The organism is Streptomyces araujoniae (assembly GCF_050871195.1).
Taxonomy (GTDB): Bacteria; Actinomycetota; Actinomycetes; order Streptomycetales; family Streptomycetaceae; genus Streptomyces; species Streptomyces bacillaris.
On record NZ_CP194070.1, the window covers coordinates 3,728,883 to 3,743,192 of the forward strand.

At 71.8% G+C, this 14,310-nt stretch carries 14 protein-coding genes; 12 read left to right on the forward strand and 2 right to left on the reverse strand.

What is annotated here, in order from left to right:
* Positions 1 to 276: 276 nt before the first annotated feature.
* Together ACQ9ZG_RS15805 and ACQ9ZG_RS15810 are read right to left on the reverse strand one after the other, a co-directional pair.
* A complete protein-coding gene (locus tag ACQ9ZG_RS15805) occupies positions 277 to 1,206 on the reverse strand; it encodes an oxidoreductase (protein WP_109917679.1) in 930 nt (309 codons plus the stop codon).
* 214 nt (positions 1,207 to 1,420) lie between these two features.
* Positions 1,421 to 2,365 (reverse strand): carbon-nitrogen hydrolase, encoded by a 945-nt coding sequence (locus ACQ9ZG_RS15810; protein WP_084993979.1) that lies wholly within the window; start codon positions 2,363 to 2,365, stop codon positions 1,421 to 1,423.
* Between the two features lie 147 nt (positions 2,366 to 2,512).
* On the opposite strand from ACQ9ZG_RS15810, the gene ACQ9ZG_RS15815 reads away from it, so the two are divergent.
* The 12 genes from ACQ9ZG_RS15815 to modA all read left to right on the forward strand — a co-directional run bounded on the left by ACQ9ZG_RS15815 (position 2,513) and on the right by modA (position 14,251).
* Positions 2,513 to 3,655, forward strand: coding sequence for a LacI family DNA-binding transcriptional regulator (locus tag ACQ9ZG_RS15815; protein ID WP_499280699.1), 1,143 nt, complete (start codon positions 2,513 to 2,515; stop codon positions 3,653 to 3,655).
* Positions 3,656 to 4,172: 517 nt separating this feature from the next.
* Positions 4,173 to 5,456 (forward strand): ATP-binding protein, encoded by a 1,284-nt coding sequence (locus tag ACQ9ZG_RS15820; RefSeq protein ID WP_084993974.1) that lies wholly within the window; start codon positions 4,173 to 4,175, stop codon positions 5,454 to 5,456.
* Entirely contained in the window at positions 5,453 to 5,857 is a 405-nt protein-coding gene (locus ACQ9ZG_RS15825; protein ID WP_028415915.1) for a roadblock/LC7 domain-containing protein, read from the forward strand. Before ACQ9ZG_RS15820 ends, ACQ9ZG_RS15825 begins: the two co-directional genes overlap by 4 nt.
* Positions 5,854 to 6,228, forward strand: coding sequence for a DUF742 domain-containing protein (locus ACQ9ZG_RS15830; RefSeq protein WP_018489682.1), 375 nt, complete (start codon positions 5,854 to 5,856; stop codon positions 6,226 to 6,228). Before ACQ9ZG_RS15825 ends, ACQ9ZG_RS15830 begins: the two co-directional genes overlap by 4 nt.
* The gene (locus tag ACQ9ZG_RS15835; RefSeq protein WP_028415914.1) at positions 6,203 to 6,793 is read left to right on the forward strand and encodes a GTP-binding protein; all 591 of its coding nucleotides are present in this window, start codon (positions 6,203 to 6,205) and stop codon (positions 6,791 to 6,793) included. The genes ACQ9ZG_RS15830 and ACQ9ZG_RS15835 overlap by 26 nt, the downstream gene beginning before the upstream one ends.
* 86 nt (positions 6,794 to 6,879) lie before the next feature.
* Positions 6,880 to 8,286: a cytochrome P450 family protein gene (locus ACQ9ZG_RS15840; RefSeq protein ID WP_028415913.1), complete on the forward strand. Its 1,407-nt coding sequence runs from the start codon at positions 6,880 to 6,882 to the stop codon at positions 8,284 to 8,286.
* Between the two features lie 289 nt (positions 8,287 to 8,575).
* Entirely contained in the window at positions 8,576 to 9,706 is a 1,131-nt protein-coding gene (locus ACQ9ZG_RS15845) for a cytochrome P450 (RefSeq protein WP_109915329.1), read from the forward strand.
* The gene (locus tag ACQ9ZG_RS15850) at positions 9,703 to 10,587 is read left to right on the forward strand and encodes an enoyl-CoA hydratase/isomerase family protein (protein WP_309076621.1); all 885 of its coding nucleotides are present in this window, start codon (positions 9,703 to 9,705) and stop codon (positions 10,585 to 10,587) included. Before ACQ9ZG_RS15845 ends, ACQ9ZG_RS15850 begins: the two co-directional genes overlap by 4 nt.
* A 24-nt stretch (positions 10,588 to 10,611) precedes the next feature.
* The gene (locus ACQ9ZG_RS15855; protein WP_026237822.1) at positions 10,612 to 11,607 is read left to right on the forward strand and encodes a TerC family protein; all 996 of its coding nucleotides are present in this window, start codon (positions 10,612 to 10,614) and stop codon (positions 11,605 to 11,607) included.
* Positions 11,608 to 11,869: 262 nt separating this feature from the next.
* Positions 11,870 to 12,670: a VOC family protein gene (locus tag ACQ9ZG_RS15860; RefSeq protein ID WP_109915330.1), complete on the forward strand. Its 801-nt coding sequence runs from the start codon at positions 11,870 to 11,872 to the stop codon at positions 12,668 to 12,670.
* Between the two features lie 138 nt (positions 12,671 to 12,808).
* On the forward strand, positions 12,809 to 13,204 hold the full coding sequence (locus tag ACQ9ZG_RS15865) for a TOBE domain-containing protein (protein ID WP_026237824.1): 396 nt from the start codon (positions 12,809 to 12,811) through the stop codon (positions 13,202 to 13,204).
* 222 nt (positions 13,205 to 13,426) lie between these two features.
* Complete coding sequence (modA, locus tag ACQ9ZG_RS15870) at positions 13,427 to 14,251, forward strand: molybdate ABC transporter substrate-binding protein (RefSeq protein ID WP_109915331.1); 825 nt, start codon at positions 13,427 to 13,429, stop codon at positions 14,249 to 14,251.
* Positions 14,252 to 14,310 lie beyond the last annotated feature (59 nt).

Consider the following 14,310-nt stretch of genomic DNA (forward strand, 5'->3'; position numbering starts at 1 on the left):
CGAGCGAGGTCGAGCGGGATCGGGCGAAGCTGGGTGAGGCCGAGCAGGATGGAGCAGACCTGGATAGGACCGCGCGAAAATCGGGCAGAGCCGGGTGGGTCCGAGCGGAATCGAGCGGAGCCGGGCGGGGCCGGTGGGACCGCGCGGAATCAGGCAGGGCTGGGTGAGGCCACGCGAAATCGAGCAGAGCCGAGCAAGCCCGAGTGCCCTTGGACGGGAAGCGGCCGGAGCAGGGGCCGCGCGGGAAGCGGCCGAGCAGGCGCCGCGCGGGAAGGGTCAGCCGGTCAGGGCGCTTCTGTGCACCCCCTCCAGCAGCTCCAGCTCGTCCTCGGAGAGCCGGAGGGCGCCAGCCGCCACGTTCGCCATGAGGTGGCCGGGGTCGCCGGTGCCGGGTATGGCCAGGACGTGCGGGCCCCGGTGCAGGATCCACGCCAGCCGGACCTGCGCCGGGCTCGCGCCATGGGCCTTGGCGACGGCCAGGACCTCGGCGGGCTCGGGCACGGTCACGCCGTCCTGCCCACCGGCCGCGGCTATCGCGTAGAACGGCACGAACGCGATCCCCTGCGCGCCGCACTCACGGACGAACGCGTCGTCCTCGGGCCGCACCCCGATCCCGTACCGGTTCTGCACGCAGACGACCGGGGCGATGGCCCGGGCCTCGGCGAGGTGGGCGGGGGTGACGTTGGAGAGGCCGAGGTGGCGGATGAGCCCGGCCGTGCGCAGGTCGGCCAGAGCACCGAAGCGCTCGGCTATCGACTCCGTACCGACGATCCTCAGGTTGACCACGTCGAGGTGGTCGCGGCCCAGCTGGCGCAGGTTCTCCTCGACCTGGCCGCGCAGCGCCTCGGGGGTGCGGGCGTGGGTGGCCCACTGTCCCGTACGGTCGCGGGCCGGGCCGACCTTCGTGCTGATGACGAGGTCGTCCGCATAAGGGGCGAGGGCACTGTTGATCAGCTCGTTGGCCGAGCGCAGCGGGGAGAAGTAGAACGCCGCCGTGTCGATGTGGTTCACACCGAGCTCGACCGCCCGGCGCAGCACGGACAGGGCCGCCCGGCGGTCGCGGGAGGCGGCGTCCGCCACGAGCGCCGGGCCGGTCTGCGGCAGCCTCATCGCACCGAAGCCGATGCGGCTGACCGGGAGATCGCCCAGGGTCCAACGGCCGGACGCGGCCGCGGTGATCGTCTCTGTGGTGCTCACGGAAGTCATAGCTGAATGATCTCCGTCCGGCCGCTTCCCGGGCCATGGGGATACCCCGCCGGTTCCCCCTGAGGCTCACCCGAGCACATGACCCGCCTCCCATACCCACCCCTCGGCCCGGTCACTCCAGCGCTCACTCCCTGGCGCCCCTTCAGCCCGTGGCCGCCCTTCAGCCCGTGTCGGCCTTTCAGTCCACGGCAGCCCTTCAGCCCACGGCGACCGTTCAGTCCGTGGCGGTGAGCGGGCCGTACGCGTCCGGGCGGCGGGTGGTCAGGAACGGGAACAGCTCCAGCCAGTCGCGGCGGGCGTCGAGGTCGAGGTCCGCGACCAGCACGGCGGGCTCGTCGCGCGGGGCCTGGGCGAGGACGCGGCCGTACGGGTCGACGATGAAGGAACTGCCGTAGAAGGTGAGGCCGTTCTCGGCACCGATGCGGTTGGGCACGACCATGAAGGTGGCGTTGGCGACGGCGTTGCCGGTGATCACCTTCTGCCAGAGCGGCTGGGAGTCGAAGCCGGGGAAGCCGGGCTCGGAGCCGATGGCCGTGGGGTAGACGAGGACGTCGGCCCCGGCGAGCGAGTAGGCGCGGGCCAGTTCGGGGAACCACTGGTCCCAGCAGGTCGGCAGCCCGAAGCGGGCCTCGTCCACCGTGACCAGCGGGAAGGCGTCGTCGCCCGCCGGGCCGGCCCGGAACCAGTCGTCCTCGTAGTACCCCTCGGTGACCGGGATGTGGGTCTTGCGGGTGCGCTGGGCGAGGGTGCCGTCGGGGGCGACGAGGATCGCGGTGTTGTAGCCGAGGCCGTCGTCCCGGCCGCCGGGTGCCGGGGCCTTCTCGTACAGGGAGGCGTGGACGTACACCCCGTGCTCACGGGCAGCCTCGGCGGCGAAGGTGGAGGTGGGGCCCGTCAGCAGCTCCTCCGGCTCGGCCGGTGCGGGGTGGTCGGCGCGGCGGACGACCGCGAAGTACGGCGAGAGCGTCAGCTCCTGGAGGCAGACCACCCGGGCCCCCTCGGCGGCGGCGAGGCCGATGCCTTCCAGCAGGGCGGCGCGGTGCTCGGCGGGGTCGCGGTGCCACCGCTGCTGGACGGCCGCGACGCGCAGGGGGGCGCGGTCGGCGGGGCGGGTCCGGGTCGGGGAGGCGGGCGGGTTGTACGCGGTGATCAGACGCATGACCAGTTCCAGGGGGCGGGGTGCGGGGTGCGGGGTGGAGGGGAGCGACACTGCCGGAACGTTCCGGCACGGCCCGAATCTAACCCTGCCGGAACGTTCCGGCAACCCTCGGCCCCGTCCGATCACGACCGTCTAGACTTCACCCCCGTGACCTCCCGGACCGTGACCCTGCTCGATGTGGCCCGCGCCGCCGGGGTCTCCAAGAGCACCGTCTCCGACGCCCTCCAGGGCTCCGGCCGCGTCGCGGCGGCCACCCGGGACCGGGTCCGCGCGGTGGCGGAGGAGCTGGGCTACCGCCCCAACAGCGCGGCCCGGCGGCTGCGCCGCTCCAGCACCGGGGCCATCGGGCTGCACCTGCCGCGGACGGCGACCCGGCTCGACTACTACATGAACCTCGCCTTCGGGGCCGTCGAGCGCGCCCAGGAGGAGGGGTTCGACGTCGTGCTGCTGGCCCCGACGGGCGGCGGGGGCTCCAAGGGCTCCCCCGACTCGACGGGCCCCACGAGCCTCACCAGCCCCGCAAGCCCTGCAGGCCGCGCAGCCACCCCGAGCGGCCCGATCGCCTCGCGGGTCGACGGCCTGCTGGTGATCGACCCCGAGATGGACGACAGCGCGGTCCCCGGGCTGCTGGACGGGGGCGTTCCGGTGGTGACCGGGGAGCGCTACCTCGGCCCTACCACCGCCCCCACCGGGGCCGTGATCTGCGACAACGCCGCCTCGCTCACGGCGCTCCTGGACCATGTAACCGAACGCGGCGCCTGCCACCCCGCCGTCCTGGCCCCCGCGGGCACCTCAGCCTGGGCCACCGCCCTGCGGGCCACCGCCGACTCCTGGGCGCGGGAGCGCAAAGTGGCCGTGGCGCTGCGGACCGTACCGTTCGCCGCCACACCCGGCGAGGCCGAGGAGACGACGCTGGCCCTGCTGCGTACGGACCCGTCGGTGGACGCGGTGATCTGCGCCCCGGACGGAGCGGCTCCGGGCGTGCTGCGGGCGGCGGCGACCCTGGGCCGCCCGGTGGGTCCCGGCGCACTACGGGCGGCGGCGCCTCACGCCCGTACGGCCACCGGGCCCGACACCGGCGCCCGCGCCCGTACCCCTCTCCTCGTAGCCTCCTGCGTCGACGGCACCGCGACCCGCTCCGCCGAGCCGCCCGTCACGGCGGTCGACCTGCGCCCCGCCGCGTACGGGCGCGCCTGCGCCGAGCTGCTCTGCGACATCCTGGCGGGCCGCACCACCCCCGACACGGTCCGCCGCCACGCCTGGGCCCTGGAGACCCGCGCCTCCACCTGACCGCGCACCATCGCCCCCACCACGGCCGGCACACGCCGCCCGACCACTCTCAGCGATCGCGCGGAGAGCCCTCGCGCTCGCCCGGACCCGCGCCCGGCCCCTCCGCCCACATCCCCCTGACACCGGCAATCCTCTTGAGACCGGTGCCGCCGAAGTCGTAGGGACGGTTCTGGATCAGCGCCCGCCCGGCCCCCGGGCCGGCGCGCCAACTGCGGACCGCTCCAGCCCATTTGGACCGGAACGACCTCCTCCGTGTCTCCGCAATGTGAACGTTCTGAGTCAAGTGGCAACCGGCGCGCCGCGCTTGACATGTCAGCGCGCATCCAATGATAAGATCATCTTACTTCCAGTGGGCTGATGGCGTATGGGGGCATTCCGGAGAGGAATGGATTCCTCGGCCCCACCTTCGGAGGGGCACCTCCCGAAGCGGCGCACGGTCGTGGCGAACGAGCCCTGGTCGCGTGCCGCATGACGGGGTGTCAAGCCGTTTCCAGCCATGGCACTTGAAGTGAGTCTCATGACATTTCCACAGGGCCCCGTCATCTGGGCGCTGGTTGTCGTAGCACTGGTCGCCGTGGGTGCCGTTCTGCGGGCTCGCGCGACCAACGTCAGATTGCGCAGGGGCAACGCCGAGCTGAGCTCCGAGCGTGACGAGCTCCTGCGGCAGCGGGACGAGCTCCACGTCGTCCACAACGGGCTCCTCCAGCGGCAGGCCTCCGAGCTCGCCGAGGTCCGCAAGGACGCCGAGGAGGAGACCAAAGCGGTCCTCAAGGCCGCCGTCCGCACCCTCCAGGGCCTCGCCGACGAGCAGCAGGTCGTGATCGAGAAGGCCCAGCGCAAGTACGGCGACGACCCCGGGATCCTCGCCGACCTGATGGCCATGGACCACGCCAACAGCCAGTTCGGCCGGCGCGCCCAGGGCATCGCCGTCCTCTGCGGCGGCTGGCTCGGCCGGCGCGAGACCGTGGCCTCCGTCTTCGACGTGGCCCGCAGCGCCCAGGGCCGTATCCGCCACTTCGACCGGGTCCGGGTCAACGGCCAGGTGAACTTCTCGGTCGTCAGCCGGGCCGTCGAACCGGTCGCCGTGGTCCTCGCGGAGCTGCTCGCCAACGCCACCAACTACTCCGCCCCCGGCACCCCGGTGGAGATCAACATCCAGGCCGTGCCCACGGGCGTCTGCCTGATCGTGGACGACGCCGGTCTCGGCATGGGCCAGGAGGAGAAGGACCGTGCCGCGGCCCTCCTCTCCCCCCAGGCGGCGATCAGCCTCTCCAGCCTGGGCATTCCGCCGCAGTTCGGGTTCGCCGTCTCCGGGATGCTCGCCGCCCGCTACGGCTTCCGGGTCTCGGTGGACTCCGTTTCCCCCTATGGAGGCGTACGCGCGGTGGTACTGATCCCCGACGAACTGCTCACCACAGAGGTCCCGCAGCCCGCCCCGGCTGCCGTCCCCGAGGTCCCCCAGGACCCGGAGGCGTACGGGAACCAGCATCAGCACCAGATCCACCAGCCCGCTCAGTGGCAGCAGCAGGCGCACGCCCCCGCGCCGAACCCGCCCACCCCGCTCTTCCCCCCGGCGGACCGGCGCCCGGACACCGCCACCCAGCAGCTCGCCCAGATCAGCACCACCTCCGGCGGCCTGCCGAAGCGTCGTCGCAAGAGCCCCGTCTCCGCGGTGCCCCCGGCCGAGCCCCAGCCGCTGCGCAGCAACGAGGAGACCGCCTCCCGCCTGGGTGCCTTCCAGCGCGGCACCCGCTCCGGGCGGTCCACGACGACGACCACGGAAGGATCCGAGATCCAGTGAACCCCGATCTGTCCTGGGTACTGAACGATGTGCTCCAGGTACCCGGAGCCCGGCACGCGATCCTCGTCTCCGCCGACGGGCTGCTGCTGGCCAACTCCAGCGAGATCGGCCGGGACGACGCGGAGACCGTCGCCGCGGCCATGAGCTCCATGCAGTCGCTCAGCCGCGCCGTCGCCCCCTTCATCGGCACCCGCAACCCGGGACGCTGGCGCCAGACGCTCCTGGAGTACGAGGACGGCTGGATCTTCCTCATCGCCGCGGGCTCCGGCGCCTACCTGGCCGCCACCGCCGCCGCCGATGTGGACATGGAGGCGATGTCCTTCCGGATGCAGCAGCAGGTCACCGCGCTGGGGAAGGCGATGACGACGCCGCCCCGCCAGAACGTGAGCAGCGAGATATGACGGCGCCGGGCGAGGAGTCCAGCGTCAGCAGCGGATTCGTCCGCTCCTACGTCATCACCGGGGGTCGGGGGCTGCCCGACGCGGACGAGCTCTCGCTCGTCACCCTGGTGACCATCGCCCCCGACCGGCAGCCGCCGCCCAACCCCAGCCCCGAGATCAGGGCGATCTGGGAGCTGTGCTCCGGCGGCTACCTCTCGGTGGCCGAGGTCGCCGGCCACCTCGGGCTGCCGGTCGGCGTGGCCCGGCTGCTGCTCCAGGATTTAAACCAGCAGGGACATCTGCTGCGCCGCAAGGCGCCGCCGCCGGCCCAGCTCGTCGACAGGAAGATCCTCGAAGAGGTGTTGCATGGACTCCAAGTCCGGTTCGGCTGAGAGCATCTATGTGCCGGACGCGGTGCGGCGCGCGGCGAAGATCCTCGTCGTCGGGCACTTCGCCGTGGGCAAGACCACGCTGATCGGCACGCTCTCCGAGATCACCCCGCTGCGCACCGAGGAGCGGATGACGCAGGCCGCCGCGCAGGTCGACGACCTGCGCGGGGCGCCCGACAAGACGACGACCACGGTCGCCCTGGACTTCGGCCGTCTCACCCTCAGCGACGAGCTGGTGCTCTACCTGTTCGGTACGCCGGGGCAGCAGCGGTTCGTCGAGCTGTGGGAGGACATGGCGCGCGGTTCGCTCGGCGCGCTGCTGCTCGTCGACCCGGCGCGGCTGGCCGACACGTTCCCGGTGATCGACCTGGTGGAGACGTACGGGCTGGAGTACGCGGTCGCCGTCAACAGCTTCGACCCGTACTCCCAGCACGCCGAGAACGAGCTGCGCGAGGCCCTCGACCTGCTGCCGGACACCCCTGTCGTCTTCTGCGACGCCCGGGACCAGAAGTCCTCCGCGCAGGCCCTGATCACCCTCGTACGCCACCTGCTCGCGCACGCGGCCTGACACCGCGAGAACACCGCCACCCCCCACCCCCACCCATTCCGAAGCCGGGGACCACCCGCCCCGCGATCACCCCGAGGAAGCCGAACATGGACCCGTCGCCGGGAGCCACCCCGTACAGCGCCCCCGCCGGGTGCCCCATGCACCAGCAGCAGACCTCGCTGTACGGGCCGGAGTTCGCCGCCGATCCGCACCGCGTGTACGACACCTTCCGCGCGCACGGCCCCGCCGCCCCGATCGAGCTGGCGCCCGGGGTGGACGCCACACTGATCGTCCAGCACGAGGCGGCGCTGCGGGTGCTCCAGAACCCGGCGCTCTTCGCCCGGGACTCGCGGCGCTGGGCCGCGCTGCGCGAGGGCGCGATCCCGATGGACAGCCCGGTGCTGCCGATGATGATGTACCGGCCCAACTGCCTCTTCACCGACGGCGCCGAGCACCTGCGGCTGCGCAAGGCGGTCACCGAGTCGCTGGCACGGCTCAACAGCAGCCGGGTCAGCCGGGACGTCGAGCGCATCGCGGACTACCTGATCGACCAGTTCATCGAGCGCGGCTCCGCCGACCTGCTCAACGAGTACGCCAAGCTGCTCCCGCTGCTCCTCTTCAACCAGCTCTTCGGCTGCCCCGGCGACATCGGTGACCGGCTGACCCGCTCGATGTCCGCCATCTTCGACGGCGAGGACGTGCTGCGCGCCAACGCGGAGCTGACGGAGTGCCTGATGGAGCTGGTCGCGCTCAAGCGGCGCCAGCCCGGTGACGACATCACCTCCTGGCTCATCCAGCACCCGGCGGGGCTGCGGGACGAGGAGCTGAAGGACCAGCTGGTGATGCTGATGGGCGCCGGGGTCGAGCCGGAGCGCAACCTGATCGCCAACGCGCTGCTGCTGATGCTCTCCGGCGAGCAGCCGGGCGGGCACGAGCGGCGCGGTTCGGGGATGCTCGTCGAGGACGCGCTCGACGACGTGCTGTGGAACAACCCGCCGATCGCCAACTACGCCACCCACTACCCGGTCCGGGACATCGAGCTGGACGGGGTGGTGCTCAAGGCGGAGACCCCGGTCCTCATCAGCTTCGCCGCCGCCAACAGCGACCCGTCCCTCACCGACGCCCGCCAGACCCTCAGCAAGGGCGCCCACCTGGCCTGGGGCGCGGGCCCGCACGTCTGCCCGGCCAAGTCGCCCGCGACCCTCATCGCGCTGACCGCGATCGAGAAGATCCTCAACACCGTGCCCGACCTCGCGCTGGCCGTCCCCGCCTCGGGCGTCGCCTGGCGGCCCGGTCCCTTCCACCGCGCCCTGGTCGCCCTGCCCGTACGGTTCACGCCCACCGCCGCCCGCCGCACCCCGGCCGCCCAGCCGCCGGCCCCGACCTCGGCGCAGCTGCCCGATCCGTACCGGAACGCTCCTCCCCAGCCCGGCGCCGCCGCCCGTCACCCTGCGGAACCGGCCAAGAAGCAGAAGGGCTGGTGGAGTTCGTTCCTCGACGTCTTCCGTGTCTGAAAACTGGTTTTCACGTAAGACCCACAGGCCGACAATTCGCAAGTGACAACGGGCATTTGTGACGATTGCATGTGACGGGGGCAACAAAGTCCGATGCTTGGCGCAGCTATCCGGAGGGGTAGGTTCTGGGCGGTAACCCCGGGCCTAGTCCAAGGAACTCTGCGTGAGCATCACAGGTGGTACATCCAGGACCCCCGATGGTCGGCGCGCGGTCATCGGCCTGCTCCGCAGACTCAATTCGCCCGAGGGACAGGCCGAGCCGTACGGAATACTCGCGGAGCTGCGGACGATGGGTGACGTCGTCCGCGCTCCGTGGAACGGATACCTCGTCACCGGATTCGACGCCTGCAGCCAGGTGTTGCGCGGCCGCAACTGGCAGGCCCCCGACTTCGCCTGGCAGGAACGGCAGGACGACGCCAAACGGTGGGACGCCATCGCCACCCGGGAGATGACGAGCACCCTGGCCCGGCTCAACGCTCCCGAACACACCTGCCAGCGCCGTTCGCTGGGCAACCTCTTCGACCGGTCCACCATCGAACGCCTCACCCCCGACGTCGAGCGCCACGCCGACCGGCTCCTGGACGAGCTGGCCGACAAGCTCCGCTGGGGTGAGGCGGACTTCGTCTCCACGGTCAGCGAACAGCTGCCGATCCACACCATCGGCTCCTGGCTGGGGCTGCCGCCCGAGGACTATCCGCACATCCTGGAGATCACCCACAACCAGGTGTACGCGCAGGAGCTGCTGCCCACCAGCAGCGAACTGGCGGTCTCCGCCAAGGCGACCGCGCAGCTGCGCGCCTACTTCACCGACCTGGTCGCCCGCCGCCGCGCCGAGCCCCGCCACGACGTGCTGACCGGCTGGATCCACACCTGGGACGCGCTGGAGCCGGACCGCGAGCGGGCGGACGAGATCCTCTACCGGCTCACCATGTTCGTCACGATCGCCTCGCTGGAGACCACCGCGACCCTGCTGACGTCGATGGTCTCCCTGCTGTCGGCCGAGCCCGGCCGCTGGGCGTGGCTGCGCTCCTGCCCCGAGCACGTCGACGCGGCCGTGGACGAGGTGCTGCGCTACGACCCGCCGATCCACATCAACACCCGGATCGCCGCCGAGGACACCGTCCTGGCCGGCGTCCCCATCGAGAAGGACAGCATGGTCCACGTCCTGTACGGCGCCGCCAACCACGACCCGCGCCGCAACCCCGACCCGGGCGCCTTCGACATCCTGCGCGGCGGCAGCCACCTCACCTTCGGCGGCGGGGTGCACTACTGCCTGGGCGCGGCGCTGGCCAAGCTGGAGGCGCGGACGCTGCTGGCCCGCATGCTGGATCGTTTCCCCGCCCTGCGGACGGTCTCCCCGCCGGTCCACGCCCCCCGGATGGTCTTCCGGCGCGTCACCTCGCTGGGCGTGGCGCTGTGAAGCTCTCGCTGTCCGGTTTCCTGAACCCCTCCCCGGACGGGACGCCCGCTGCCGCGCAGGGGAGTGCCACCGCCCCGGACCAGGCGGCCGAGGCTCCGGACGGGACGCCCGCGACCGTACGGAGCCGGCGCGAGGGTGCCGTCCTGCACGTGCGGCTGAACGCCCCCGACTCCGGGAACGCGGTCACCGGGACGATGCTCGACGAGCTGCTGGCCGTCGTCGCCGTGCCGGACCCCGACGTGCGGGTGCTGGTCCTCAGCGCCGCCGGGGACGACTTCTGCCTGGGCGGCGACCGCGCCGAGTTCGCCGACTGGCTGGCGGAGGATCCGGCCGGGCGCGGCATCCGGATCGCCGGGGAGAAGGCCCGCCGGGTCTGCGAGGCGCTCTCCGGCAGCCGGGCCGTCACCATCGCCCGGGTGCAGGGCAAGGCGGTCGGCGCGGGGTTCGCGCTCGCCCTCGCCTGCGATCTGCGGGTGGGCGCGGAGAACGCCTCCTTCCGGCTGCCGGAGCTGGCGCTCGGGCTGCCGACGGCGTGGGGCGGGCTGCTGCCCCGGCTGATCCATGAGGTGGGCGCGGCCCGGGTCCGTGAACTCGTACTGACCGGTAGGGCGTTCGGCGCGGCCGAGGCGCAAGCGCTCTCCGTCCTCCAGCGAGTGGTTCCGGAGAACGAATTGGATCAGGCCGTGGAGGCCTGGGCGAAGCCCGTCGCACGCCGTCCCGAAGCCGCCCTCCGGGTGACGAAAGCCCTGCTCAACTCCTATGCGGCCGCCACCCGGATGGCCGATCCATCCTTCCTGGACGCGGAGCTGATGGCATCGGTCGCGGCAGCCGGTCGGCGCACAACCCCTCGCACTCCTGCGCCCGACACGTCACACTCGTAACAATCAACAGGGGAGGTCTCGGGCGTGGATGTACCGGTGTGGCTCTGGGTGGCGTTCGCCGTAACGGTGGTGGTGTCACTCACAGTCGACTTGCTTGCCCACCGCAAGGCGCATGTCATCGGCTTCAGGGAAGCGGCCTGGTGGAGTGTGCTGTGGGTGGGCCTGGCGCTCGTCTTCGGCGGTGTGGTCTTCTATGTCCTCGGGACGACCGCGGGGACGGAATACACGACGGCCTGGCTGCTGGAGAAGAGTCTGTCGGTCGACAACCTCTTCGTCTTCGCGCTGATCTTCGCCTACTTCAAGGTGCCGCGCGAATATCAGCACCGGGTGCTGTTCTTCGGCGTCATCGGCGCCCTCGTGTTCCGTGCGATCTTCCTGACGGCCGGCGTCGCGGTGGTCAACCGCTTCACCTTCGTGCTGTTCCTCTTCGCCGCGGTCCTGTTCTACAGCGCCTACAAGATCCTCAAGGGCGAGGACGACAGTTTCGATCCGAGCAAGAGTTTCGCGGTGCGGATGCTGCGGAAGATCATGCCGGTCCGGGACGAGTACGCGGGGACGCACTTCGTCATCAAGGAGGAGGGGAAGCGGGTCGCCACACCGCTGCTCGCGGTGGTCGCCGCGATCGAGGCGGCCGACCTGATCTTCGCCGTCGACAGTGTGCCCGCCGTGCTGGCGGTCAGCGACGACGCGTTCATCGTCTACACCAGCAACGCGTTCGCCATCCTGGGACTGCGTGCCCTCTACTTCCTGCTGGCGGGGCTGCTGGACCGCTTCCACTACCTGAGCACGGGTCTGGCCATCATTCTGGCCTTCATCGCGGTCAAGCTCCTGCTCCAGGCCTCGCACAAGATGATCAGCACGTCCATCCCGGAGATCCCGTCGCCGGTCAGCCTGGCGGTGATCGTGGTCATCCTGACGACGTCGATCGTGCTCAGTGTTCGGCGCCCACCGCCGAACGCGGATTCCGATGAGAGTGCGGACACCGCGGAGAAGCCCTCTGACGGTAAACCGGCCGGGTAATCGGTTGGGCAATGGCCGGGCAAAGCCATGGGAAAGGATCTCCCACGGCGGTGCCCGGCCTTTTGCGCGCCCACACCGGCCCGGCCCGGCCCCCTGCCCCTCCCGCGTACCAGCGCACGAGAAGTACGCACCGGCGCACAGGCCGGCGGGGTTCTCCCGGCGCGCGCGGAACCGGACCTCTGACTAGCGTGACGAGAGGGGGTGGCCAAGGAGCAGCAGCGGAGGACCACGAGAGGTCCGGGACCGGAAGAGGGCCAGTGCCATGGCTGGACAACCCGAAGGCACCCCGTGTTGGGCGGACGCCATGTTCGCCGATCTGGAGGGCGCCAAGAGCTTCTACGGTGATGTGCTCGGCTGGACGTTCGGCGAGAGTTCGTCGGAGTTCGGCGACTACACGACGGCGTACGCGAACGGCAGGGCGGCGGCAGCGGTGGTCCCGCCGATGCCGGGCGCGGACGCCCCGTCCGCGTGGTGCCTGTATCTGGCCTCGCCGGACGCCGCCGCCACCGGTGAGAAGATCCGCGCCAACGGCGGCGAGGTGCTGATGGAACCCATGCGGGTGGGCGACTTCGGCACGATGCTGCTCGCCCGCGACCCCGGCGGCGCGGTCTTCGGCGTCTGGCAGGCCGACGCGCACCAGGGGTTCGAGACGGAGATGGGCTCACCCGGCGGCTACTGCTGGGGCGAGGTCTTCACCCGGGACCCCGGGGCCGCGGACACGTTCTTCCCCGCCGTCTTCGGCTACACGGTGCGGAAGTTCGACGACGAGTCGATGGACTTCACCATGTACGACGTCCAGGGGCGGACCGTGCTCGGCCGGATGGCGATGGGCGAGGACTTCCCGCCCGAGATGCCCGCGTTCCTGAACGTGTACTTCACCGTCCCGGACTGCGACGCGGCCGTGGCGAGGACGACCGAGCGGGGCGGCGCACTGCGGTACGGGCCGGTGGACAGCCCCTTCGGCCGGTTCGCGGCGCTCTCCGACCCGCAGGGCGCGACGTTCTCCGTGATCGACGTGACGACGACGGAAGGCGAGATGCCGGCGACGAGCCCGGCCGCCTGACCTCCGCCACGGCACCCAGGAGCCCCCGGACCGCCTCGGTCCGGGGGCTCCGTACGATCCTCCGAGAACCTCGCATCTGCCATGGGTAATCGCCTCAAGAATGGCAAATGCGAGCCCAGTTGGCCTAGCGTGTCGTACATGCAGTCCTACACAATCGGCCAGGCAGCACGACTTCTCGGCGTCAGCCCCGACACCGCCCGACGCTGGGCGGACGCCGGCCGGGTCGCGACCCATCGCGACGAGACCGGCCGACGGCTGATCGACGGTCGTGCGCTGGCCGCCTTCTCGATCGAGGTCGGCCAGGGCGCCGCGGGCGAGGAGGAGACCCCGTACACCTCGGCGCGCAACGCCTTCCCGGGCATCGTCACCGCGGTGAAGCTCGGCGATGTCGCGGCCCAGGTCGAGATCCAGGCGGGCCCGCACCGGCTCGTCTCCCTCCTGACCCGGGAGGCGGTCGAGGAGCTGGGCCTGGAGGTCGGCATGCAGGCGACCGCCCGGGTGAAGTCGACCAGCGTGCACATCGACCGCACCTGAGCCGCTCGTGCCCGGCCGTCCCCCACCGCCGGGCACCGGACCGGGGCCGGTGCCGGTCCTGGGCGCCGCCCACAGGCCCGTACGCCCGAGAGCCCCGGCCGCGAGGCCCGTACCACCGCACCACCTCCCGTACGCCCCCACACGCCCACGCGCCCCGCGCGAACTCGTCCCTGCCCGGACGGCACCCCGCCGACCGGGCTCGCAGCCAAGGAGCCCGCCCTCATGTCCCTCCTGCTCACCCGCCGCCGTACCGCCGCCGCCGTCCTCACGGCCGCCCTCCTCGTCCCGCTCGCCGCCTGCGGCAACGACGGATCCGACACGGAGAAGGACAGCGCCGCCAGTGCCGGGCCCTCCGGCTCGGCGCCCGCCTCCGGCGCCCCGGCCGCCGAGCTGACCGTGCTGGCCGCCGCCTCGCTGACCGACGTCTTCAAGGAGGCGGGAGCGGCGTACGAGAAGGAGAACCCGGGCACGAAGGTGACGTTCTCCTTCGCCGGCTCCCAGGAGCTGGCCGCCCAGGTCAAGCAGGGCGCCCCGGCCGACGCCCTGGTCACCGCCGACACCAAGACGATGGACGGCCTCTCCGCCGAGACCGGCAGCCCGACCGTCATCGCCAAGAACCGCCTGGTCATCGCCGTCGGTGAGGGCAACCCGGAGAAGGTCGGCAGCCTCAAGGACCTCGCCGACACCAAGCTCAAGGTGGTCCTGGCCGCCCCCGAGGTGCCGGTGGGCCGCTACAGCAAGCAGATCCTCGACGCGCAGGAGATCGAGGTGAAGCCGGTCTCCCAGGAGCCCAACGTCCGCGCGGTCCTCAGCAAGGTCGAGCTGGGCGAGGCGGACGCGGGGCTCGTCTACAAGACGGACGCCGCCACCGCCACCGACAAGGTCGACGCGATCGACATCCCGGACGCGGAGAACGCCGTCGCCTCCTACCCGGCCGCCGCGCTGAAGGCGTCGAAGCACAGCGAGGCCGCCGCCGCGTTCGTCGCCTGGCTCTCCACTCCCGCCGCGCAGAAGATCCTCCAGGGCGCGGGCTTCCAGCAGCCGTAACCTGCGCCTCGGGCCGGCAGCCGCGGACCGGGCCATGCCCGGGCCGGCGGGCCCGTGAC